The sequence below is a fragment of the Pseudoalteromonas caenipelagi genome (genome assembly GCF_013140855.1).
GTDB lineage: Bacteria > Pseudomonadota > Gammaproteobacteria > Enterobacterales > Alteromonadaceae > Pseudoalteromonas > Pseudoalteromonas caenipelagi.
The window spans coordinates 1-23,698 of sequence record NZ_JABBPG010000014.1; the positions used below are offsets into that span (position 1 = coordinate 1).

General features: G+C 42.8%; 17 protein-coding genes. 8 read left to right on the forward strand and 9 right to left on the reverse strand.

The window, feature by feature from the left end; genetic code table 11:
• Window positions 1-180: 180 nt before the first annotated feature.
• Together gppA and rhlB are read right to left on the reverse strand one after the other, a co-directional pair.
• Window positions 181-1,683: a guanosine-5'-triphosphate,3'-diphosphate diphosphatase gene (gene gppA, locus HG263_RS20880; protein ID WP_171628004.1), complete on the reverse strand. Its 1,503-nt coding sequence runs from the start codon at window positions 1,681-1,683 to the stop codon at window positions 181-183.
• A 45-nt stretch (window positions 1,684-1,728) separates the two neighbouring features.
• Window positions 1,729-3,000, reverse strand: a complete 1,272-nt coding sequence (gene rhlB, locus HG263_RS20885; protein WP_171628005.1) for an ATP-dependent RNA helicase RhlB — start codon at window positions 2,998-3,000, stop codon at window positions 1,729-1,731.
• A gap of 91 nt (window positions 3,001-3,091) precedes the next feature.
• On the opposite strand from rhlB, the gene trxA reads away from it, so the two are divergent.
• From trxA to HG263_RS22620, 3 genes are all read left to right on the forward strand, one after another.
• The gene (trxA, locus tag HG263_RS20890; protein WP_171628006.1) at window positions 3,092-3,418 is read left to right on the forward strand and encodes a thioredoxin TrxA; all 327 of its coding nucleotides are present in this window, start codon (window positions 3,092-3,094) and stop codon (window positions 3,416-3,418) included.
• Between the two features lie 214 nt (window positions 3,419-3,632).
• Entirely contained in the window at window positions 3,633-4,892 is a 1,260-nt protein-coding gene (gene rho, locus HG263_RS20895; protein WP_171628007.1) for a transcription termination factor Rho, read from the forward strand.
• A gap of 127 nt (window positions 4,893-5,019) precedes the next feature.
• Window positions 5,020-6,282: a methyl-accepting chemotaxis protein gene (locus tag HG263_RS22620; RefSeq protein WP_281358334.1), complete on the forward strand. Its 1,263-nt coding sequence runs from the start codon at window positions 5,020-5,022 to the stop codon at window positions 6,280-6,282.
• On the opposite strand, the gene HG263_RS20905 is transcribed toward HG263_RS22620, so the two are convergent.
• Entirely contained in the window at window positions 6,259-9,090 is a 2,832-nt protein-coding gene (locus tag HG263_RS20905; RefSeq protein WP_171628009.1) for an ATP-binding protein, read from the reverse strand. The genes HG263_RS22620 and HG263_RS20905 overlap by 24 nt on opposite strands.
• A gap of 68 nt (window positions 9,091-9,158) precedes the next feature.
• Here HG263_RS20905 and HG263_RS20910 point away from each other — a divergent pair, with 68 nt between their 5' ends.
• Window positions 9,159-9,773, forward strand: a complete 615-nt coding sequence (locus tag HG263_RS20910; RefSeq protein WP_171628010.1) for a DNA-J related domain-containing protein — start codon at window positions 9,159-9,161, stop codon at window positions 9,771-9,773.
• On the opposite strand, the gene dbpA is transcribed toward HG263_RS20910, so the two are convergent.
• The gene (gene dbpA / locus HG263_RS20915; protein WP_171628011.1) at window positions 9,736-11,121 is read right to left on the reverse strand and encodes an ATP-dependent RNA helicase DbpA; all 1,386 of its coding nucleotides are present in this window, start codon (window positions 11,119-11,121) and stop codon (window positions 9,736-9,738) included. The genes HG263_RS20910 and dbpA overlap by 38 nt on opposite strands.
• Window positions 11,122-11,277: 156 nt before the next feature.
• On the opposite strand from dbpA, the gene HG263_RS20920 reads away from it, so the two are divergent.
• Together HG263_RS20920 and HG263_RS20925 are read left to right on the forward strand one after the other, a co-directional pair.
• Complete coding sequence (locus HG263_RS20920) at window positions 11,278-12,672, forward strand: M20/M25/M40 family metallo-hydrolase (protein WP_171628012.1); 1,395 nt, start codon at window positions 11,278-11,280, stop codon at window positions 12,670-12,672.
• A 142-nt stretch (window positions 12,673-12,814) separates the two neighbouring features.
• A complete protein-coding gene (locus tag HG263_RS20925; protein WP_171628013.1) occupies window positions 12,815-13,636 on the forward strand; it encodes a tetratricopeptide repeat protein in 822 nt (273 codons plus the stop codon).
• Here HG263_RS20925 and HG263_RS20930 read toward each other — a convergent pair.
• A complete protein-coding gene (locus HG263_RS20930) occupies window positions 13,620-16,118 on the reverse strand; it encodes a sensor domain-containing protein (RefSeq protein ID WP_171628014.1) in 2,499 nt (832 codons plus the stop codon). The two genes, HG263_RS20925 and HG263_RS20930, sit on opposite strands and share 17 nt — an antisense overlap.
• Before the next feature lie 271 nt (window positions 16,119-16,389).
• Here HG263_RS20930 and ubiD point away from each other — a divergent pair, with 271 nt between their 5' ends.
• Both ubiD and fre read left to right on the forward strand, forming a co-directional pair.
• Window positions 16,390-17,859 carry a 4-hydroxy-3-polyprenylbenzoate decarboxylase gene (gene ubiD, locus HG263_RS20935; RefSeq protein WP_171628015.1) on the forward strand — a complete coding sequence of 490 codons (1,470 nt, stop codon included), beginning with the start codon at window positions 16,390-16,392 and terminating at the stop codon, window positions 17,857-17,859.
• Between the two features lie 86 nt (window positions 17,860-17,945).
• Window positions 17,946-18,659 (forward strand): NAD(P)H-flavin reductase, encoded by a 714-nt coding sequence (gene fre, locus HG263_RS20940; RefSeq protein WP_171628016.1) that lies wholly within the window; start codon window positions 17,946-17,948, stop codon window positions 18,657-18,659.
• 57 nt (window positions 18,660-18,716) lie between these two features.
• Here the strand turns inward: fre and add are convergent, their stop codons facing one another.
• The 4 genes from add to hemC all read right to left on the reverse strand — a co-directional run bounded on the left by add (window position 18,717) and on the right by hemC (window position 23,692).
• The gene (gene add, locus HG263_RS20945; RefSeq protein WP_171628017.1) at window positions 18,717-19,709 is read right to left on the reverse strand and encodes an adenosine deaminase; all 993 of its coding nucleotides are present in this window, start codon (window positions 19,707-19,709) and stop codon (window positions 18,717-18,719) included.
• 136 nt (window positions 19,710-19,845) lie between these two features.
• Window positions 19,846-20,955: a heme biosynthesis HemY N-terminal domain-containing protein gene (locus HG263_RS20950; RefSeq protein WP_171628018.1), complete on the reverse strand. Its 1,110-nt coding sequence runs from the start codon at window positions 20,953-20,955 to the stop codon at window positions 19,846-19,848.
• Window positions 20,952-22,757, reverse strand: coding sequence for a uroporphyrinogen-III C-methyltransferase (locus HG263_RS20955; RefSeq protein ID WP_171628019.1), 1,806 nt, complete (start codon window positions 22,755-22,757; stop codon window positions 20,952-20,954). Before HG263_RS20955 ends, HG263_RS20950 begins: the two co-directional genes overlap by 4 nt.
• Window positions 22,754-23,692, reverse strand: coding sequence for a hydroxymethylbilane synthase (gene hemC, locus HG263_RS20960; RefSeq protein ID WP_171628020.1), 939 nt, complete (start codon window positions 23,690-23,692; stop codon window positions 22,754-22,756). The genes HG263_RS20955 and hemC overlap by 4 nt, the downstream gene beginning before the upstream one ends.
• Window positions 23,693-23,698 lie beyond the last annotated feature (6 nt).

Consider the following 23,698-nt stretch of genomic DNA (forward strand, 5'->3'; position numbering starts at 1 on the left):
GTTGTTGCTTTGCTTATTCAGCGTAGCGCTCCGTGTCAGTGGGGTCGCATTATAGGGCGGCGAATTAAAAGCGCAAGCGGTTTTTGCAGAATTTTTGAAGAAAAGTGATGAAAATAGGTTGTTCGCGTAATTTTCGAGCGAAAAGGCTTGTTTTAGTAGTTAAATATACAAATAAAGCGCTTAATCGCGCTTTATTTGTATATTCCAGCCAACTCTAGACTGGTATTGAGCCTCTTGTTCTAACTCACTTTGCATAAGCGGGTGCTTCATAAGCCAATCAGATTCGAAACTCAGTGTTAGTACATCATCTTTATCTACCCAGATTAATACAGGAGGCACAACATCATCTTGTCGACGCATTGATAAAATAACAGCTAGCCGCATAATCCGAGTTAAGCGTTGTGCATACAATTCTTCAGCACATAAGGATTTAAACAACTTAATTTCAAGGTCTGCTCTATGAGACGCTGTTAATGCCACAATTATCTGCTTTTCGGCTTTTGAATATCCCGGCATCCCCGTATGAGTTAGAATGTAGGCACTGTGTTTATGATACAGTTTATAGTCAACAATTAGACCAATTTCATGTACACAGGCTACAGCCTCTAAAATTTTTTGTGCCTGACTAATATCAAGTTGCCAACTTTGAGATAGTTGTTTAACCAACGATAAACTCAATTCCGCCACATAACTGGCTTGCTGTTTATCTACATGATATCTATCCATAAAACTATTCAAAGTACGCTTGCAAATATCAGAATTATGTAACTCAGGGATCATGCTATAAAGCACCCCTTCTCGCAGCGCTCCACCGGCTAGCCCCATTTGCTGTATCTGTAAAGATTTGAATAGCGCAACCAAGATAGCAAGCCCAGATACAAATACCAATCGACGTTCTTCACTTAATCCTGGCAAATTAAGCTGCTTGATCGTTTTACAAGCAATTGCCTGTATTTGTATTTCATTGAGCTTATCTAAAGTAAGCATATCACTTTGGCCGTTTGCGCTAAGAATTTCTTGAATCGCTTGTACAGTGCCTGATGCACCTATCGCGAGCTCCCATCCCATGGTGATGAAATCTTTTTGAATCGGTTTAATAACTGACTCAGCAGCTTGGATAGCATTCGCAAAGTTTTCCTTACTTAAATTACCATCACTAAAAAACTGTTCCAGATAAGTAACACACCCCATATTAAGGCTGTTATACAGTAACGCATCAAACCCTTTGCCGATCACGACCTCAGTACTAGCACCACCGATATCAATAACCAACTGGCGTCCTTGACACGCTGACGTATGAGCAACCCCTTTGTAAATTGTCTTCGCTTCGAGTTCGCCGCTAATTACATTGATTTTATTTTGCAAAATCAACTCGGCTCGAGTTTTAAACTCATCGGCATTTTTAGCCAAACGAAGTGTTGCAGTGGCAACGATACTAATATTTTGTTTAGGAATGTCTTGTAGCCGTTCGGCAAATAGCGCCAAGCATTCCCAACCTCTTTGCATCGCTTCTATAGACAATATGCTGTGCTTGTCCAAACCTGCAGCCAAACGGACTTTTCGCTTAACCCTTCCTATGGTATGAACACCACCTGCGACATGACGTGCAATAAGCATATGGAAGCTATTGGAACCTAAATCAATAACCGCAAATACATCACTTTGAGGAGTTTTTTGCACCACTATTTATAAACCTCTAGAAACATCTACCAATGTGATCGCCCTAAATCAATTAGAGCGTTGCTTTTGGTAACTACCTTGGCGACGTCCGTTGTTACGGTTTCGTGGTCCAGATGAGTAGTTCCTTTTTCTTTGTATATTAGGCTTGGTCAAATCATCAAGCAATGCAGATTTGTCATAATGTGATAATGGAATTGCATGCTCTATATAAGATTCAATTTCATGCAAGTTGTAAGCATACTGCTCACAAGCAAAACTAATTGCGTGACCTGATGCACCGGCTCGAGCCGTTCGTCCAATTCTGTGCACATAATCTTCACAGTCATCAGGCAAATCAAAGTTAAATACATGACTTACTTCAGGGATGTGTAATCCCCGAGCAGCAACGTCTGTAGCCACCAAAAAGTCAACCTCACCTTTAGTGAACTGAGCTAATATACTCTGCCTCTTTTTCTGATTTACATCACCAGTGAGCAACCCCACTCGATGGCCATCAGCTTTTAGCCACGCATAGACGTTTTCACAACTTTGCTTCGTGTTCGCAAAAATAATTGCTTTATCAGGCCATTCTTCTTCTATTAGTGTTAATAATAACGGAATTTTGTCATCGTGAGACGGATGAAATAATTCTTCTTGAATTCTTTTGCCCGTTTTTACATCTGGCTCTATCTGAACATGCTCAGGGTTAGTCATATGTTCAAATGCTAATTCCTGTACGCGATAAGATAATGTCGCAGAAAAGAGTAAATTCAAACGCTCCGATGTATCAGGCATACGATTAAACAAATAACGTATATCTTTTATAAAGCCAAGATCGAACATACGATCAGCTTCGTCTAACACAACAACTTCGATTTCATTTAGGCTGTACGCCCCTTGTTTATAGAAATCGATCAAACGCCCGGTAGTACCAATTAAAATATCTACGCCATTTTCCAATTGCGTGCGTTGTTTTTCGTAATCTTCGCCACCATATACTAAACCTAGTTTTAAATTACACTGTGGCGCAAGAACTTTTGCATCTTTATGTATCTGAATCGCTAACTCCCTCGTGGGAGCCATGATCAGTGCCCTTGGGTGCTTTCTGGTAACACCTTCTGTTTGCAATAAACGGTGGCAAGTGGCTGTTAAAAAAGCCAATGTTTTACCCGTACCCGTTTGAGCTTGGCCCGCAATGTCGCGGCCTTCAACAACAAAAGGTAAACACTTTGCTTGAATTGGCGTACAATATTCGAAGCCATTCTCAGTTAATCCGGCGACCACTTCCGGTGCTAAAGCAAAGTCAGAAAATTTTTTATTGGTCAAATGTGTCTTAGTCATAGCAATAAAGCATAACGTTTAAACTTGCAATAAGAAACAAGAGTGTTTAAATACGCATTAAATAATTCGCCAAATTCTAATGGAGAGCGCAATGAGCGACAAAATAATTCAACTTACCGATGATAGCTTTGAAGCAGATGTACTTAAATCAGATAAACCAGTACTAGTAGATTTCTGGGCTGAGTGGTGCGGTCCTTGTAAAATGATTGCCCCTATTCTGAACGAAGTAGCTGAAGAGTTTGCTGATAAAGTAACTATCGGTAAATTAAACATTGATCAAAACGCTGGCACACCACCTAAATTTGGTATTCGTGGTATTCCAACGCTTTTACTATTTAAAGATGGTGCTGTTGTTGCAACTAAAGTGGGCGCACTATCTAAAACTCAATTAGTTGAGTTTTTAGAGAGCAACGCTTAATTTACGTGCTCTGGAAGCACCTGCTTTTAGCTCAAAAGCAGGTGCTTCCTAGCAAGATTTCCAGCTTAATTAAGATTTTTCACACAAAATTTGTATAAAGACTGGACGCCCATCGGCCTAGCTGCTAATTTATATCACCACAAACCTATAGCTTTACCAAATCAACCTCTCTCGTATTAACGAGAATGACAAGTGAAATAAAGAACCCACCAATATGCATTTACGCGAACTTAAAGACAAGTCAATCAATGAACTTGTAAAACTAGCCGAGTCAATGGGACTCGAAAACGTGGCCCGTCTAAGAAAACAAGACATTATTTTTGCCATTTTAAAAGCCCACGCCAAAAGTGGCGAAAACATTTATGGCGGCGGTGTTTTAGAGATTTTACAAGATGGCTTTGGCTTTTTACGCTCTTCAGAAGCATCTTACTTAGCAGGCCCTGATGATATTTACGTATCACCAAGCCAAATTCGACGCTTTAGTATGCGCACAGGTGATACCATCAGCGGCCTTATCCGTCCGCCAAAAGATGGTGAGCGTTATTTTGCCTTACTAAAAGTCAACGAGGTAAATTACGACAAGCCTGAAAACTCTCGTACCAAGATATTGTTTGAAAACCTCACACCTATCCATGCAAATGAACGTTTTGTAATGGAAAGAGGTAACGGCAGTACAGAAGATATCACGGCTCGAGTATTAGATTTAGCCTCACCAATCGGTAAAGGACAACGTGCTCTTATCGTTGCGCCGCCTAAAGCTGGTAAAACGATGCTTTTGCAAAACATTGCACAGTCAATTACCTATAACAACCCAGATGCCACACTGATGGTGCTGTTAATTGACGAGCGCCCAGAAGAGGTTACTGAAATGCAACGCCTTGTAAAAGGCGAAGTAATCGCATCAACGTTCGATGAGCCAGCTAACCGCCATGTGCAAGTTGCAGAAATGGTAATCGAAAAAGCGAAACGTTTAGTTGAGCACAAAAAAGATGTTGTCATACTACTTGACTCTATTACACGTTTAGCACGAGCTTACAACACGGTGATCCCTTCATCGGGTAAAGTATTAACCGGTGGTGTTGACGCTAACGCTCTACACAAACCAAAACGTTTCTTTGGAGCAGCACGTAATGTCGAAGAAGGCGGAAGCCTGACAATTATCGCCACTGCACTTATCGATACAGGCTCTAAGATGGATGAGGTCATCTATGAAGAGTTTAAAGGTACCGGTAATATGGAGCTGCACCTTAACCGTAAGATCGCAGAAAAGCGCGTCTTCCCTGCAATTGACTTCAATCGCTCAGGTACACGTCGCGAAGAGCTACTGACTAAAGCCGATGAGCTACAAAAAATGTGGATCTTGCGAAAAATAGTCCATGACATGTCTGAAATCGATGCGATGGAATTCTTAATCGACAAGTTATCAATGAGTAAAACTAACGACGAATTCTTTGATTTAATGCGTCGTAAGTAACCTCCTATGTCATAATTAAAAAAGCCTGTTTTTACAGGCTTTTTTAATGCCAATATTTGACCATTTCCAACTTTATCGACTATATCTTAATAGGTCTTTTACCCACCTAAAAAGGACCTATCAAAGAATGAATGATACTCCTGCTAACGTGCTGTTCGTAACAGGCAATGCTCTTTTGATTTTAGGGGTAAGCTTATTATTCTCATTGCATTTAACGACCATTTTGGCACTCGTCGCGGTTTCATCAATATCAGCGCTTTGCTTTATTTACTACCAAAGCCGAAAAGCCAATGATAAAAAGTATTTAGAGAAACTCGTACTTGCACTCGTAAAAGAAAATAATGTTGATTTAACATTTAGGTTTGATGAAAGCGATAACAGCTTACCGAGAGAATGCTTTGCAGTTAATGCCAGTCTAACAACGATCGAACATATGATAGGTGAAATACTTGCCTCTTCAGCAAGGCTTTACCCAATGGCCGATAATTTAAGAGATACCTATGCATCTATGACGCAAAAAGCCTCGATTCAACACTCTCATGGACAAGATCTTGCCGCTTCAATTAATCGGATATTAGAAGTCTCGAGAGAATTAGATGAAAACTTAGATAAAATTTATCACTCTGTCGACGAAGCCACACATGCAGTAAAGAAAACGCGTAAGGATACGGATAAAAGTCAGCAAAGTCTTTTAGGTTTAGTTGATAATATAGAACAGACCAGCAAGCAAATAGGTACGCTTAAAGCCGACAGTGATGCAATAAGCTCAGTAATAGATGTCATTAACTCTATTGCAGAGCAAACCAACCTTCTCGCCCTGAATGCGGCTATTGAAGCAGCTAGAGCCGGAGAGCAAGGGAGAGGCTTTGCTGTGGTTGCAGATGAAGTACGCAGTCTTGCAGCTAGAACAAGTCAGTCAACACAGCAAGTCCGAGATATGGTTGCAAAAATACAACTCGGTACAGACAGTGCCCATAACTTAATGCAAGAGGCACTAACACAAACAGAACAGACGGTATCTCTCTCTGAAGCGTCGACCAAAGAGGTAGACCAGATTGAGCAGGCTATGATCAACGTCAATAGCATGTCACAGAACATTCATGCTCAGGTAACACAACAAAAAGCAGTCTACGATGAAGCGCAGTCAAGTATAGAGTCAATGGTAGAACTAAACTCAGACGCATTATCTAACTCAAAAATTCAAGCGGTTTCGAGTAGTGACTTACTCAACCTTGCTGGCACGATTCATGAAAAGTTGTCTTTATTCACTGTTGATTGCCCACCTATTGACATCTCACAACGCGATATGCCAAAGGAGGAATCAGCGAAAACGAGTAGCAACAATATGAATAACTCTGGGACAGATTCATCCGACGTCGAGCTGTTCTGATAAACAGGTATATTGCAACTCATCGCAAAGTATTAAATACAAATTTTCAGCTTGCTTGTATTCTTGGGTTTTTAACATATTTTCTAGCTGACGTGCCGTATTTGCCAAAGAAACAAAATTGAAAGTACTGGCCGCACCTGATAGGCGATGACAAGCCCGTTGTAAATAGCACCACTCTTGTGCTTGCCAAAACTCTATAATCGACGCACGTTCACTCGCAAGCGTCGCCACAAAGCTCAATGCAAGATCACTCATATCCAATTGCATAACCGGCGCCTCAGAGACTTTAGATAGATGTCGCTGAAGTACCTTTATCAGCATTTTCCTATCCAGAGGCTTACCCAAATGTCCCGTAAAACCAGATTTTAAATACGCCTTTATTTCATGTTCCATCACATTTGCTGTTAGTGCATACACAGGCTGATCAAACCCAGACAAATGCAGCAAATTCAAAGCCTCCACACCATCCATTTTTGGCATCTGAATATCCATAAGCACAATATCAGGGTACTCTCTCAAGCACATTTCCACAGCTTCTTCACCATTTTTTGCCGCCAGAACTTGCAACCCCAATTGCTCTAAGACTCGTTGAAATAGTGCTCGGTTATCATCATGATCTTCAGCGACTAACACTTTACCATATTCCCAATGGACAGCTTGTGGTTGCTCTTCGCTGCTGGGAAGCTCGCTATGCTCTGGTGAACAAGGGATAAACACGATGAATTCACTCCCTTTATGCAGTTGGCTGTTTACACTAATACTGCCATCCATCATTTCTGTAAGCTGTTGAGACAAGCACAACCCCAAGCCCGACCCACCAAATCGACGAGTAATGCTATTATCTCCCTGTTGAAAGCTTTCAAATACCCGTCCCAGCTGCTCTTGACTCATGCCAATACCTGTGTCGAATACTTTAAACACAAGACCAGAGCTGTGGCAGCTAACATGTAACCCCACTTTGCCCTGCTCAGTAAATTTAACGGCATTTCCAAGCAGGTTAATCAGTACTTGCTTCAAACGCATGTAATCAAGCCTGACCATAATGGAATCATCAAAGTCGCCTTTGACACTGAAATCAAGGCCTTTGACCTTACACGCGTTGTAAAACATGTCGCTAATATCATCAAGCAGACTCTTGGCGGAAAACTCCGTGTACTCAAGCTCAAGGCGCTGTGCTTCTATGCGGCTAAGATCTAAAACATCACTTACCAACGCTTTTAGATGCTCTCCTTGACGCTGGATAACGCCTAATGAAACCTTCAATTCAGGATTACTGGCATGATCATTAAGCATGGCTTCTGCTTGACCTATGATAGAAGTTAAAGGCGTACGGATCTCATGACTAATATTGGCTAAAAACTGGTTTTTTACCTGATTGGCTTTACGTAACTCATCAGCAACCCGCTGTAATTCTATAGTTCGTTCCGCAACCTTTTCGCGTAATTCTACCTTCGCATTCTTCTCAGCTTGTTTGTAGTAAAGGCTAACCACGGCAATAAGCAACGATAAAACAACCATGGCACTTAACCAAATAACTTGCTCTCGTTTATCTATCTGCAGCGCCTGCAAAGCTTGGTTTTGTTTTAGTTCAGTGATTTCCCGATTGAGTTCTACAGCTTCTATACGATTTTGATATTCGACCATTTTGGTCAGTACATTTTCGTTCAAATACTCTGACTGCTTATTTTTATAACGAGTAAAATTAATGAGCGCATCTTCATGCTTACCGGCACTGGCTTGGATCAGAGCCAATGTTGCCAACTCTTCTCGTTCTAAATATCGACTACCAAATTGCGTAGACAACTGCAACGACTCTTCGATCATGTTTAATGCTGTCTCAATGTCACCTTTAGCAAATAATGTTTTTGCCAGTGGAAATAGCCCGAGCATTCGACCTGATTTACTGTTTATTTTTTCTGCATAATAAAGGGAAAAGTTAGCTTCTCTTTGCGCCTGCTCAAAGTTTCCTTGTGCAATACTTACATTGGCAAGGTAAGCATATTGGGCTATCAATTGATCGGTATTATTTTCAGCTTCATAATACTCAATAGCAGCTTGATAATAATGTCGAGCGGAGAGGTTTAAACCTTTTTTGCTGTACAATTCACCTAAGTATGTATTGGCCAATGCAATGCCATAGTCATCATTCAGCTGCTTAAAGTAATTGATCGCGATATCGAGCATTTCTTGTGCAGTGTCAAATTGATACTGACGAATGTAAAGCGCTGATAAATTGAGCATTATATCAGCTTCATCCTGTAAATTACCGTGCTTTTGATAAATCTTTTGCGCTTCACCATAATGCGAAGTGGCCCTGCTCAGTTCATTCGTTTCAACATAAGCAAGGCCTAGATTATTATGCATATGCGCTTGTTCTAATGGCTGCTTACGCTTAATCGCGATATTGAGCGCCTTGAGATAAAGCTCTATCGCAACGGTATAGCGACTCTGATGAAATGCGTTAATTGCCAAAAGCTTGGTTGCAAAATAATAGCTTTCACTGAAAGGCTCCGCTTCATGTTCGGCTTCAATTTCCTTTAAGTAACGCTCTGTCGCAGCAAAATTATCACGCTTAAATGCCTCTCTCGCTAATGACTTTAACAGTTCAAAACGCAACTCAGGACTAATATCGGGGTGAGAGAGTAATTGATGTCCTCTAACTGAGATATTATGCCAATCGTCTAATTCGGCTAATTGTGAGATCTGAGAGGCTAATGTAGGAGGTGAAGAAGGTTGTGAACACACTATTCCAATATTGAATATCAATATTGCGTATATCACGATGCGATAAAACACTCCTTGTAACATCCTTGTAATCACCATATTAAATAAAAATAATGCTATGCTGAAGATACACTAACTAACATGGTCGAACAATGCTCAATCCGCTTATCGATGCCATTTTCCTCGTTATCTCAGATCAACAGATACACAAGGTGCATACTATAAGCCGCTCTGTGGATATCAATGAAGTTTTACCAAAATTAGACAAAGACCCCTATAAAGATTTATTTAAAAAAAACTTTCTAATCATGAATGCGCTGTACCAGCTTCAGCAGGAGTTGTTCGATGATGGATATTATTTGCACATTAGTAGCATGCATATTGAGCTTTTTGAGCTGAAAGAAAATACACTGGCAGACAAAGAAGCCTTGCGAGATTACTATTTAGACTGGCGTAATTACGAAACTTCGGAGCAAGAGATCATCGAATTATTAGATGACTTTTGGCAACAGTTAGGCAAATACAAAGTAATGAAAAACGCTTCAAATGAGCGTATTAAAGACTTGTGTCTGCGATGGGCATTGCCCTATCCCTATGACCATCAAAATTTAAAGAAGTGTTGGCGCCAATATGCTGTAGCACATCACCCAGACAAAGAAAGCGGGAGTACAGAGCGCTTTAAGCAACTCAAAGATGAATATGAATTGCTTAAAGCCCATTTAAATACTGTTAACTCACGCGGCGTACGCGAAACTTTCTGCCCTTAAGTTTTCCTTCACTTAATTTGCGAAATGCTGGTTTAGCAGCATCACGCGCGACTGCAACATAGGCGCTGTTATCAAGCACATTTATTTTTCCTATTTGTGCAAACGCAATACCTTGTTCTCCAGTCAAACTACCAACAATATCGCCAGGACGTACTTTTTGCTTTTTACCGCCATCAATTTGTAATGTCACCATATCTGGTTTGTAAGGTGGTTTATCTAATAAATTGTGTGATGGCACTGGCGTAGGTTCAAAATCGCGGTCATATACATCGCCAATTTGAGCGACTTTAAACGCTTCACTTTCACCATAAATCGAGCACGCCAAGCCTTTTTTACCACCTCGCCCTGTCCGCCCAACTCGGTGTACATGAGTTTGTGAGTCATGTGCTAAGTGATAATTTATCACCATATCCATATCATCGATGTCCAGCCCTCGCGCAGCAACATCTGTTGCAACTAATATAGATGCGCTTTTGTTGGCAAAGCGAATTAAGGTTTGTTCTCGCTCCCGTTGTTCCAAATCACCATGTAAAGCAACGGTATTGAAGCCAGCAGCAGTGAGATCATCACACACCTTTTGCGTTTCTACTTTGGTATTACAAAATACCACACAGCTTTGCGGCTTGTACTGTAACAACAGTAAGCGCAACGTGTTAAAACGTAACTTGTTATTATCTAACTTAAAGAAGAGTTGTTTGATGCTGGTATTCACCGTTTGGTCTTCAACTTTAACCATATGTGGATTTTGCATCACACGCTCAGCAATCGCTTCAATACGCTTTTGATACGTTGCACTGAATAACAATGTCTGACGCTGTTTGGGTAAATACGACACAATATTGTCTAAGGCATCAGCAAAGCCCATATCAAGCATCTGATCGGCTTCGTCTAACACTAAGCTGGTCACTTCGGTTAAATTTAACGTCCCTTTAAAAAGGTGATCTTCTATACGTCCAGGTGTGCCAACAATAATGTGTGCGCCATGCTCAAGAGAACCAATTTGAGGTCCAATAGGCACTCCCCCGCATAATGTTAAAATTTTGATATTATGAATGCCACGAGCAAGTTTACGCATTTCAGTCGCCACTTGCTCAGCCAACTCTCTTGTCGGACACAACACAAGCCCTTGTACTCGATAGCGATTCACATTTAGACGAGATAACACACCTAAACTAAAAGCCACTGTTTTACCGGAACCCGTTTTTGCCTGTGCAATGACATCTTTTCCCGACAAAACCACAGGCAGGCTTTGTGCTTGGATGGGCGTCATGCTTTTAAAGCCTAAATCTGTCAACGTTTCTAACAGCTCTGCTGCTAAAGGTAAGGTATTAAATGCGGCTGTATTCATATGTTATTCTCAATGAATTAGATTGAAGCCGATTCTAGCAGAAATCTCACTGTGCGAATATCGCAGAGATTGAGTATTTAGTCCCATAAGGTTTGCCACCCGAGTCATTGATGCGACAATGACCGCCTGTTTTCATATTCACACCCCAAGGATACAATGAAAAAACTGCTGACAACGCTATGTGCGATAGTGCCACTAATAGGCACGGTACAGGCACAAGAATTCACTTCAACACAACTTGAACAAGTAAAGCAAGTAAGAGAACAAGCCCTCAATAGTGACCTAAGTTGGCAACTGCTCGAGTCTTTAACCTCTGAAGTTGGGCCACGTTTACCGGGTAGTGAAAATGATAAAAAGGCTGTTGCATGGGCGAAACAGCAGTTTGAACAGCTTGGTTTTGATAAGGTTTGGCTAGAGCCTGCGACTTTCCCTCATTGGCGCAGATATCGCGAATCAGGCGCTATCGTCAGTCCTTCCACACAGCCTTTACACCTAACGGCTCTTGGCAATAGTGTGAGTACACCTACTGATGGTATCACTGCTGCGGTAGTGATGTTTGAAACTCTAGACGAACTCATTGCCGCGCCCAAAAAAAGCTTAGAAAACAAAATTGCGTTTGTAAACTATCGCATGAACAGGCACATTGACGGAAACGGTTACGGTCCTGCAGTACGCGCTCGCAGCTCCGGCGCTGTGGAGGCTGCCAAAAAGGGCGCAATCGCATATATGATGCGTTCGGTCAGTACCAGTCATCATCGCTTTGCACATACAGGTAACAGCCGCTATCAAGAAGGGGTGAGCAAAATCCCTAACACCGCTATCGCTAACCCAGATGCAGATCAATTAGAGCGTCTAATAAAAGCAGGGCATGCAGTCTCAGTTAACATCAACCTACAAACCGAAGACTTAGGAGAAGGAACTAGTTACAACGTTATTGGTGAGATAACAGGCTCCGAGTATCCTGAACACTATGTACTAATTGGCGGACACCTTGATTCTTGGGATTTAGGCACAGGAGCGTTAGATGATGGAGCAGGCGTTGCACTGACCATGGCTGCTGCAACCCACATCAAACAAGTCGCGCGCCCAAAACGCTCTATTCGAGTTGTACTTTTTGCCGCAGAGGAGCTAGGACTGTGGGGTGCAAAAGCGTATTTCAAACAACATGCCGATAAGCTAGATAACATCGTTGCGGCAGCAGAATCAGATTTTGGCGCAGACCTTGTATATGGCTTTGAGTCGAGTGTATCGGCCACATCTTTACCAATTGTAAGAGCGATTGCACAACAGCTAGCACCGCTAGGCATAGAATATATTCGTGCGAACAGTGCACGTGGTGGACCAGATCTTATCCCTCTTCGTCAAGCCACAGATGCGCCTATATTCGCTTTACATCAAAATGGTACTGATTACTTTGACTATCACCATACAGCTGACGATACATTAGATAAAGTTGCCCCTGATAAGCTCAAGCAAAACACTGCAGCGTATGCCGTATTTGCTATGATGGCAGCCAACGCCAAGACAACGCTTACTGGTAAAGCTAAATAGTCCTTCGAGTGGTCGCCGTTTTGCGGCCGCTTTACTATTCCCGTCCTTCGTTCATTTTCGCTAAATATACTACTGTTAGCAATCTACACGAACTCTTGTTAAAGTGTGAACTCATCAGAGCATATATCATAGGGAATAATGTATGTACTTTAATAGCTTATCAATGATTCATCGGCTAACACTCAATATACATGGTTGGCTAGAGCTGGTAATCGTAAAATACAAAGTACAACTTATTCTCTTGTTCACCATTATAGCCGTTATTCATCAAGCCCTCTCATATCAGCAATCACACCGTCTGCAACAAACTGTGTTACTGCAACCACAAAAGGACGATGTATGGATAATCAATATGGGACACTTCCAAACCCAGCGCAAATACCAAGCACAGTATCGAGTCGCACAGGTGCTAAATGTCACAGGTGAGCATGTTGAGCTGCAGCAAGGTAGCTTTACTTACCGTAAAAGGCGCGGCGCAGAACGTGCGATATCTCTTGATTCTCTGATGCTAGATAGCTATTTTAGAAAGCAAACACTGACCCTAAAACGTAGCGAACTTCTGTCATATTTTGAGGCGCAAGCCATTGATACGGTATATCGCCCCGAAGATATTTATGTACTAGGTGGAATCGTAAAAAGACGCGCTATGCCCAAAGCTATCAATGCCAGCATCCGCACAAAGGTGGTGCTTAACCATTACAACAACGAAGGTATAACGCTTTTCCAAAAAGGTGAATATCAAGCTGCGCGAGAAAGCTTTTTACAAGCGGCTGAGCAAGGTGATAGTTGGGGACAATATAATTTGGCTGGTATGTTAGAGCACGGACAAGGCGGAGAAAAAGACTTACAGCAAGCGATTTATTGGCTAGAACAAGCAGCTGTACAAGGACATAGCCAAGCAAAACAGCTGCACAAAGATCTGTGTATACAACAACGGGCACTATGCACTAATGAGATTCATTAAAGTGCATCAGATATGCTTCAAAATCTTCGGCCCCCAAAGGTCGACTATGGTAGAAGCCTTGCGTAAAGTCACAGTGTAACTGCTTTAACAGACCAAGCTGCTCAGCAGTTTCGACCCCTTCAGCGACCACTTTAAGATTTAAATTAGCTGCCATCGAAATAATCGCAGCGACCAGAGCTCGGTCTTCTGCATCAGCGGGGAGGTCACGAATAAACTCTTTATCAATTTTTAACTTAGATAGTGGAAAACGCTTTAAGTAACTCAAAGATGAGTACCCGGTGCCAAAGTCATCAATCGCCAGCTCAACGCCCATTTCTCGCAGTGAGTCTAGTTGTCGCAAAATATGACCTGAATTATCAGCCAATACATTTTCGGTAATTTCTAGAGTTAAACAATTGGCTGGTAAGCCCGTTTCTCGCAGTACCTTTGCGACCAGTACAGAGACATCTTGTCGCTTAAACTGTGTACTTGATACATTAACGGTCATAAAGAAAGGTTTGCAGGCTTTGTCATACCAACTTTTAGCTTGAGAGCACGCTTGATAAAGCACCCACTCACCCATTGCTAAAATCAATCCAAGCTCTTCACTGACTGGAATAAACTCTACAGGAGATACCTCTCCCAGCGTCTCACTTCGCCAGCGCAGTAAAGCCTCGCAGCCAAGGCGCTGTCCTTGGGTATCATGAATGGGCTGATAAACAACATATAGTTCTTTATTGATAAGGGATTTATGCAGCGCCCCTTCAAGTTGGCTACGTGCTTTAGCATTTTCGTGCATGGCACTGGTATAAAATTGAAAGCAATTTCTACCATGCTCTTTGGCTTTATACATGGCACTGTCGGCATTTCTCAACAATACTTTTCTGTCATCGCCATCATCAGGGTAAAAAGTGATCCCTATGCTGCCTGAGACAAATGCTTCATGCCCTTCAAGCACAAATTGACTGCTCAACTGATGCAAAATTTTATTGGCGATTCCCTCAACATCTCTGATGCTTTTGATGTCTGTTAGCAAAATTGCAAACTCATCTCCCCCTAAACGCGCGACCGTATCTGAGCTTCTGGTACAATCTTGAATGCGCTGAGCCGCTTCAATTAAGAGTAAATCGCCAATATGATGTCCCAGCGTGTCGTTAATTGCCTTGAAACGGTCTAAGTCAATAAAGCAGATAGCCAAACGGGTTTGTTGTGCCTTGGCATTGTCTAAAGCTTGATCAAACTTTTCATGATAGTGGTGACGATTCGCCAAGCCAGTTAAGGTGTCAAAATTAGCCTGCTGCCACATCATTTGCTCATGATGTTTACGCGACGTAATGTCGTTAAATAAGGCAACATACATTTCAATTTCACCTTCGTTGTCAAACACTGCAGATACTTGCAACCAACTTGGATATACATCGCCACTTTTACGACGGTTCCAAATTTCACCTTCCCAGTGACCTCGTTCATTGAGCGTTTGATACAACTTGCTGAAGTAGGCACTACCATGGTGACCTGAATTAAACATCGCTGGTGACTGGCCTATTACTTCATCAGCGCAAAACCCTGTGATCTCCGTAAAAGCCCTATTTACCATCTGAATACGATTGCCTCTATCAGAAACCAATACCCCTTCACTGGTTGTATCAAACACTGTACTTGCTAGGCGCTGACTTTTTTCTTGTGCCAAACGTTCAGTAATATCCTGCAACACATACACATATCCAACATGTTGTTTTAACGAATCTAACACTGGATTTTTGGTAACGCTAAACACGCTATTATGGTTTGCAATGTTGATCTCACAATGCACTTGATAACACGTACTCTGTTTTGTACAAGGACAGCTCTTCAAAAGTGCTTCTATGGGCTGATTAAGCAAATCATGGGTAACACCAAACACATCTTGAACGCGTTGATTAGCCGATAAAATGGTGCCTTGCTTATCGGTGAACACCAGCAAATCAATAATACTATCAAAAATTGCTGTAAGCCTAGCCCCTTGAGCCTCAGAACGTTGCTTCGCGCTGCGCAAACGGACCAAAAGTACCACAAGCACAATTGTTGATATCAGCAATATGACAATGATCGCCGCCAGCAACAGTATCCGCATACTGTTCATTTGCTGAATTTCTTTTGTCTGCTCGGATACTTGCTCTTCCAAATTATTTTGATAGTACCAAAGCGCATCTTGTAGCTCACGCTGGGCACTGATGTCGTGGATCACCGATAACAGCTGAGATTGCCCTTTTTGATCGGTAAAAGGAGCCGAATACACACTGACAGTGCGCAATGTACCATCTGCAAGTTGATGTCTAAAAATAAAGTAGTTACGGCCCTCAGCAAGTGCCTGAGCACGCTCTTGTGCAACTTGCTCATCACTAAGCTGATTAATGTCTTGAATGCGCATTCCCTGAAGTTCATCAACAGCATACCCATAAAACTTTGCCGCCGCGTCATTGGCCGCAATAATGTCTCCTGATTCGGGATTGATGATCATCATCACCGCGCTATGTTGCAAAAAGACGGGATCGTGATTAGACAGTGCAGCTAAGTTGCTACAAAAAAAAGAGAAACACAGAGCTATTGTTTTTATTATCTTCAATCGAGCCACCAGAAAAATAAAGGCTTGAGACCGACTATAGAGCAAAGCGCTTCCTTTTAAAATACTTCAAAGCCCTAAGTATTGCACAACATCAAATAAAGCGCAGATTACTGCCATTTCAAAGTCATCTTGTTATACTTGGTCACAAACTCAGATGCCTAGTAATCAAATGAAATATAAAGACTTGCGAGATTTTATAACACGCCTTGAAGAACAAGGCGAATTAGTGCGTATCTCTCAGCCCATTTCAACCAAATTAGAAATGACGGAAATAGCCGATAGAACACTAAGAGCTGGCGGTCCAGCTTTGTTGTTTGAAAATCCTATCGGATTTGATATCCCAGTTTTAGCAAACTTGTTTGGCACCCCAAAACGTGTTGCTATGGGTATGGGTCAAGAAGATGTTAGCGCTTTGCGCGAAGTGGGTAAATTACTGGCCTTTTTAAAAGAGCCAGAACCCCCAAAAGGTATTAGAGAGGCGCTAGGGCAACTACCGGCATACAAGCAAGTCCTCAACATGCCAGCAAAAGAAGTACGCAAGGCACCCTGCCAGCAAGTTGTACTCAGTGGTGACGATGTTGACTTAACTAAGCTTCCTATTCAGCATTGTTGGCCTGGCGATGCCGCCCCTTTGATCACATGGGGCCTAACGGTAACTCGTGGCCCATACAAAACTAGGCAAAATTTAGGTATCTACCGCCAGCAACTACTGGGGAAGAATAAGATTATTATGCGCTGGTTATCCCATCGTGGTGGCGCATTAGATTTTCAAGAGTGGTGTAAAGAACATCCAGGCGAGCCGTACCCAGTATCGGTGGCACTGGGAGCCGATCCTGCTACCATTCTAGGTGCCGTAACACCTGTGCCTGATACGCTCAGTGAATATGCTTTCGCAGGGCTGTTACGTGGCGCAAAAACAGAAGTTGTTAAGTCGATATCTAACGATTTGCAAGTGCCTGCCAACGCAGAAATAATACTCGAAGGGTATATCATGCCTGGCGAGTTGGCACCTGAAGGCCCTTATGGTGACCATACAGGTTACTACAATGAAGTCGATGATTTTCCGGTCATGACTATCACTCATATCACCCATCGCAAAGACCCTATTTACCATAGCACTTACACTGGCCGCCCACCGGATGAACCCGCTATTCTTGGCGTGGCATTAAACGAAGTGTTTGTGCCGATTTTGCAAAAACAATTTCCTGAAATAGTTGATTTTTACTTACCGCCTGAAGGATGTTCATACCGTATGGCTGTCGTGACTATGAAGAAGCAATATCCAGGTCATGCTAAGCGAGTCATGATGGGAGTTTGGTCTTTCCTCAGACAATTTATGTACACTAAGTTTGTCATTGTCTGTGATGATGACGTAAATGCCAGAGATTGGAATGATGTCATTTGGGCTATTACAACACGCATGGACCCTTCGAGAGACACCACGCTTATCGACAATACCCCAATAGATTATTTAGATTTTGCTTCGCCAGTATCAGGTCTAGGTTCAAAAATGGGACTCGATGCAACGAACAAGTGGCCTGGCGAAACCGACAGAGAATGGGGTGAACCAATTGTCATGGATGAGACCACAAAGCAGCGTGTTGATGAAATTTGGGATAGCCTTGGAATTAAGACCTAGCAATAGGATATCAAAAGGCGCTGTGATAAAGTGCCGACACTTTATACAAACTTTTATATTGTTAGCCCCCGTGCGAAAGGTAAAATATGCAATTAGTTAACGCTGAAGTGGTAACTATCAGCCCACTTACAGAATTTGTTCACAAAGTAACGCTTAAACCCGATACTGCCGTGTCATTTGAAGCAGGACAGTATCTACAGCTAGTATTAGGTGAAAAAGACAAGCGCGCCTTTTCAATCGCCAGTCGTCCATCAATGCACCACGAGCTTGAATTACACATTGGCGCCTCTGGCGCGGACTCTTATGCAATGCAAGCGCTTGAACACCTTCAACAAGCACACACGAATAAGCAAAGTGTTGTACTTGAGGTAGGATTAGGTATCTCACAGCTACGTGTTGATAACCAACGTCCTATCATACTACTTGCTGGCGGCACCGGGTTTTCTTACATTAAATCTATGGCCGATCACCTTGCAGAAATCGAGTTTACTCAGCCTGTGCTACTGTATTGGGGCGTAAAAGAAGAGTCCGCTTTATATGCTAAGCAAGAGATGGAAGCGTGGGCTGCCAGCCGTAAGAATTTTCAGTTTATTCCTGTTGTTGAAAATGCCTCTGCAACATGGCAAGGACATACGGGGTATGTACATCAAGCCGTTATGAAAGATATCGTATCACTAGAACCGTATAGTATTTATATGGCAGGCCGTTTTGACATGATAGGCGTGGTCCGTGATGACTTTATCAATCATGGTGCTGAGCGCGAGCACATGTACGCAGATGCTTTCGCGTTTATTAAGTAACCTTAAACTGAGCTGATAAAAAACGCGCCAATGGGCGCGTTTTTTATCAATACTTAATCAATACTTTGCGCGCAAGGCTTGCTTGTCACTGTCACTTAAGAATGCAATGTCTATCGCATTTCGTTGTGCAAGTTCCATATCTGATTGCGTTAGTCCCGCTTTTGGTGCGGCAACTCGATATTCGTAATCTAATTCAATCCCCTGCACCGCTGGGTCATCGGTATTAATACACGCTAAGATGCCATGTGCCAAGAATTGCTTTAATGGATGTGCTTGTATGTCATTCACGGTACTGGTCAAAAGGTTGCTGGTTAAACACGACTCTATACCGATATGGTTATCACGTAAAAAATCCATTAGCTTAGGGTCTTCTATCGCCTTAACACCATGACCAATACGTGTCGCACCCAATTCATTAATTGCTTGCCAAATACTCTGCGCGTCGCGCGCTTCACCGGCGTGGATCGTGACCCCTAAATAGGCATCTCGTACTTGCTTAAAATGCCCTACAAATAACTCGCCTGGATAACCGATTTCATCACCAGCCAAATCAACAGCAACTAAACTGTCTTTGCAAGCCAACAATGCATCTAACTCATACTGGCACTTTTCAACACCAAATGTGCGCGACATAATACCAATCAGATTGACTTTAATATCTTGGTCCTGAGACGCGGCTTTAACACCATCGATCACCGCTTCGGTGACCCCTTGAGGATGCAAGTTGTGAGTTTGCGCCATGTAATAAGGGCTAAACCGCAGCTCGGTATAATCGATGTTTTGTGCCACAGCATCGGCAACATTTTCCATCGCAATACGACGACAGGCATCGTAATCACCCAGTACTTTTACGCCCCAATCTAGTTTAGCCAAAAACGCCATCAGATCGGGGGCGTTATCTATCACCTGCACATGCTCTCGCAACCCTTCTAAATCCTGAGCGGGTAGCGCAAGGTTAAATTGTTGGCCAAGCTCTAAAATCGTACTCGCACGCACATTGCCATCAAGATGGCGGTGTAAATCAAGTAAAGGTAAAGTTTTATTGATCATAGGTCACTCAGCTGCAGATAAAATTTTTGGGATCATACGCCCCCATCAATAAAGATCAAGGACACATGTCCAATTTTAGTATTGCCGATTTCTTATTCAAGTACAAAAAAGCCAGCAAATTGCTGGCGTTACATTTTTACCATTGGTGGCGGGCCAACTGGTACGCCCTTTGAAACTGCCCTGTTTGCTCAAAACTATACAGTGCAGGCTCAATCCAATACCGCTGCCAATCTTGCTCGGGCAAACTGGCAAATATTTTTGCCGCCAATTCAAAATCCCCTTCAGCATTGGCCATACAGGCTAAACAAAATAACAATTCGCTATGTTCTGGCTGCTTTTTCAACTGCGTTTGAATAGCTTGCGTTAGTTTTATGTCTGCACCCTTTGCATAAGCGAGTACCTGAGCCAGTTGACTAAATTGACCTTTTTTAAGCAGCTTAATAAGCATGTCATGGACATTATCTAAGTACCCGTGACTTGCCATGCTCTGCAAATAAGCAAGCTGAGCATAGGCCTGCACTGCTTTTGGCAATTGAGAAAAATAGTCGCTTGCCTGCTGTTTTGCACAATCAAAAAAGCGTTTAAAAAAGCCTTGCCACTGCATTGTCGCTAAATCAAGTTGCTTATATTTACTTGATAACGTAGCAACTACATCTGCTAGCTGCTGTTCATGCAATAACCCTTCTAAATAACTACTCACAGCCGCCGCATTAGGCTTTTTCTGCTGCATTGGTTGCGACAATAAGGCTAATGCTTGCTCTGATTGATTCGCGTTAAGCCACAGCTTAGGTACTTGTGCCTGCGATTCATCTGACATGGCTTGTAAATGCTGTAAAGCCTGCGCTTGCTCGCCCGATTGCAATGCTGCCTTAGCAAGCAATGCGTGTTGTTGGTCTTGCCACTGCGTAGGCGCATCGTTTTTTGTAAATGCACTTTTGATCATGTGGGCATCGTCGTTAAGTACGCCCCAAATTGAGTCGGTAAGTGCTTGCTCAGATTGAAGACGTTTCTTGTTGCTGAAGTGACCTGTGGTTGAGCGGTATAATCGCCACACAACAAGTATCAGCTTTAGCAACATCCACCCTGTTAATACCATCAGTAGCAGCAAGATAACAAAAGCAACGATAGTCCCTTCAATGGTCGTATCGTTAAAGGCGATAAGCACATACCCCTTTTCATCAATTAGTAAATGCCCTGTAGCCATGGCTACGGTAACGAGGGCTATCACCATCAGCGCTTTTATCATTTTAGCCACTCCTTAACAGCCTCGGTCGATTGCAACTTCACTTGTGTGTTAAATTGAAGTGGCATAGCTTGCAACTCTGTCAATTGGTCCTGAAGCGCCTTAACAGCACTATTGTGAGTATCATAAAACTGCTCAATAGTGTGTTGTGCTGATGCTAACGAGCTGAAGAAAATACTTGCCTGCTTATCCATGAGCGCTGTTTGGGCTTGTGAGAGATGGCTTCTAAGTTGCGCACGCAACAATTGTTGTTGTTCCGCATCGAGTAAAGGGTCTATGACAGCAACTTCACGTGTTCGTACTTTAATAAAATCATCCACTAATTTGTGCCATGTTTTCTTCAAGTTACTTTCAAAGTCACCAATATCACGAGACAATGACTCATCGTTTTGCTCTTTCGGATCGGGTAGTTGCAAGGTCTTCAAAGCCAAATTATCAACTTGCTGCAACATTCCATGCAACTGTAAATAAAGCGCCTCTACAGCAGGCTTTGGTTGAGCCTGCAATGCAGCAATATCCGTCGCTATGGCACTCAATAAAGCGGTGTTATCGTTTTCGTTTTGTACAACATCGTAAAGTCGTTTTAATACCGCTGATGCACCTTGATAGTCTTGATCTGCATTGGCCTTAAACTCCGCCATACGCTGCAAGTACATCACTTCACTGCTTAATGCTCCACTGATCTGTTGCTTGGCCTGAGATAACGCCGCACTAAGTTGTGCGTCAACCGTTTGTGATTGCACTGCTAGACGCTCTTCAAGCTCTTGGTTTTGCTGCTGCAAGCTATTTTGCATCAATGCCAGTTGTGATGTTGTTTGTTTGAGCTGTTCACTCAATTGCGCATTGTCTTTTTGTAATTGCGCCAACGCCGCATAAGTTTTATCACTGATCTGCTGGCCATGTATGATGAGCCCTGCAGTAGCCACACCACCAGTAACCGCGACCAATAATGCTAACACCGCAAGTTTGCTGACTTTTTGTTTGAACACGGGTTGATTTAGGGGCGTCTCAATATTCGATGTGACAGGTCCAGATTGTGTTTCTTGCTCACTCATTTGGCTACCTTGCTGCTGTTGGTTAGGCATTATGCTGTTAAATATGGCCAGATCATCTGGCCCATTAGCAATACTGATACGCTGTGGTTCCACCCCATAGGTGTTTTGTAAATAGTGTCCACTACGCTCACTGACAACAAAAAAATGTCTACTTCTGAGCCAGTCTAAATGCTCGTCTCGTTGAGCATTAAATATCGCATCAAGTGTTGCATTACTCGTGACGACTATACCGTCAATTTGTTCACTACGCCAGTGGTCTAACCAGCCATCGGATGTGTCTTGTTGAGCCACCCGTTTATAGACCGCACAGACATTTAAAATGGCGCCACGTTGCTTAAAAGTCTTGGCAAGTAAAGTGCGTCCACCATGACCTTTAACTAGCACAACTTGTTTAGAGTCTAGTTGCTGAAGTGGTGCTAAAGCCAATAAACCTTCGGAGTCTTGCTGTTTGGGTGCTATCGCCTTGCGTGAAAAACAGCCCTGTACAACGTTTGCGGTTTGCTCACCCACAGCAAAAAGCTGCGCCGTGCAAGGCAATGCGTCGACTTGTTCAGCCAATTGCTTTACCGAGTCTTGCGAGATAAAGACAATAATGTCAGCATCTTGAATTGGCGCCAACTGGCTAGAGGATAACTGACAAGGTTCAATGCGCAGTACAGGTGTATGCACATTGAAAATACCTTGCTGGCTCAGCAATTTTGCCAGTTCTAATCCTTTTCCTTCAGGACGAGTGATCGCAATACGCATCATTGACTATCTTTATAAACCTCAGCGAGGATTTTATCAGCCCCTTGTGCCAACAGTTGCTCAGCAAGTTCAACACCAAGCTGCTCAGCCTGTTCGCTTGGACCCGTTACTTGTGCGCGTAAAATTTGGCTACCATCAAGTGCGCCCACTAGACCGCGCAAAGTAACTTGATCTGCAGTCACTTCAGCATAAGCGCCAATGGGTACTTGACAGCCCCCCTCAAGACGGCGATTCATTGCGCGTTCCGCGAGCACTCGAATGCGTGTATGTTGATGCTCAAGTGGCGCCAATAAACGTTTTGTCACTTCATCATCACTGCGACATTCAATGCCAACCGCACCCTGGCCGTTAGCTGGTAGCGATTGCTCTGGCGTAATAAAGCTTGCAATACGCTCTGGCATCTCAAGCCTGATTAAGCCAGCTGCAGCAAGAATAATGGCATCATAATCACCATTATCTAGCTTAGCTAAGCGAGTATTGACATTACCTCGTAAATCACGGATGTCTAAATCTGGGCGCAGCGCTTTAATTTGACACTGACGGCGTAAACTCGAAGTGCCAACTACTGCACCTTGAGGTAACTCATCCAGTGCTTTATAGCTATTTGACACAAATGCATCACGCGGGTCTTCACGCTCACAAATCGTATACAGTTCAAGACCCTCAGGAAACTCGACGGGAACATCTTTCATCGAATGTACAGCAATATCAGCACGTCCATCCAACATAGCTTGCTCAAGCTCTTTAACAAACAGTCCTTTACCACCAATTTTAGCTAAAGGCGTATCTAAAATGATATCCCCTTGGGTAGACATAGGCACTAGCTCAACGGTTAGCTCGGGGTGGAAATGCTCCAATTGCGCTTTTACAAATTCAGCTTGCCATAATGCCAAAGCACTTTTTCTGGTGGCGATACGTAAAGTATGTTGTTGTGTCATGATTAA

What these genes read in the sequence shown, in the direction of transcription:
- dbpA (WP_171628011.1), bottom strand. Translation starts at nt 11,121, where the DNA reads ATGAATACAGCCGCATTTAATACCTTACCTTTAGCAGCAGAGCTGTTA.
- HG263_RS20950 (WP_171628018.1), bottom strand. Translation starts at nt 20,955, where the DNA reads ATGATAAAAGCGCTGATGGTGATAGCCCTCGTTACCGTAGCCATGGCT.
- HG263_RS20930 (WP_171628014.1), bottom strand. Translation starts at nt 16,118, where the DNA reads ATGATGATCATCAATCCCGAATCAGGAGACATTATTGCGGCCAATGAC.
- add (WP_171628017.1), bottom strand. Translation starts at nt 19,709, where the DNA reads ATGATCAATAAAACTTTACCTTTACTTGATTTACACCGCCATCTTGAT.
- trxA (WP_171628006.1), top strand. Translation starts at nt 3,092, where the DNA reads ATGAGCGACAAAATAATTCAACTTACCGATGATAGCTTTGAAGCAGAT.
- rhlB (WP_171628005.1), bottom strand. Translation starts at nt 3,000, where the DNA reads ATGACTAAGACACATTTGACCAATAAAAAATTTTCTGACTTTGCTTTA.
- HG263_RS22620 (WP_281358334.1), top strand. Translation starts at nt 5,020, where the DNA reads ATGAATGATACTCCTGCTAACGTGCTGTTCGTAACAGGCAATGCTCTT.
- hemC (WP_171628020.1), bottom strand. Translation starts at nt 23,692, where the DNA reads ATGACACAACAACATACTTTACGTATCGCCACCAGAAAAAGTGCTTTG.
- ubiD (WP_171628015.1), top strand. Translation starts at nt 16,390, where the DNA reads ATGAAATATAAAGACTTGCGAGATTTTATAACACGCCTTGAAGAACAA.
- fre (WP_171628016.1), top strand. Translation starts at nt 17,946, where the DNA reads ATGCAATTAGTTAACGCTGAAGTGGTAACTATCAGCCCACTTACAGAA.
- HG263_RS20925 (WP_171628013.1), top strand. Translation starts at nt 12,815, where the DNA reads ATGTACTTTAATAGCTTATCAATGATTCATCGGCTAACACTCAATATA.
- rho (WP_171628007.1), top strand. Translation starts at nt 3,633, where the DNA reads ATGCATTTACGCGAACTTAAAGACAAGTCAATCAATGAACTTGTAAAA.
- HG263_RS20955 (WP_171628019.1), bottom strand. Translation starts at nt 22,757, where the DNA reads ATGATGCGTATTGCGATCACTCGTCCTGAAGGAAAAGGATTAGAACTG.
- HG263_RS20920 (WP_171628012.1), top strand. Translation starts at nt 11,278, where the DNA reads ATGAAAAAACTGCTGACAACGCTATGTGCGATAGTGCCACTAATAGGC.
- HG263_RS20905 (WP_171628009.1), bottom strand. Translation starts at nt 9,090, where the DNA reads ATGTTACAAGGAGTGTTTTATCGCATCGTGATATACGCAATATTGATA.
- HG263_RS20910 (WP_171628010.1), top strand. Translation starts at nt 9,159, where the DNA reads ATGCTCAATCCGCTTATCGATGCCATTTTCCTCGTTATCTCAGATCAA.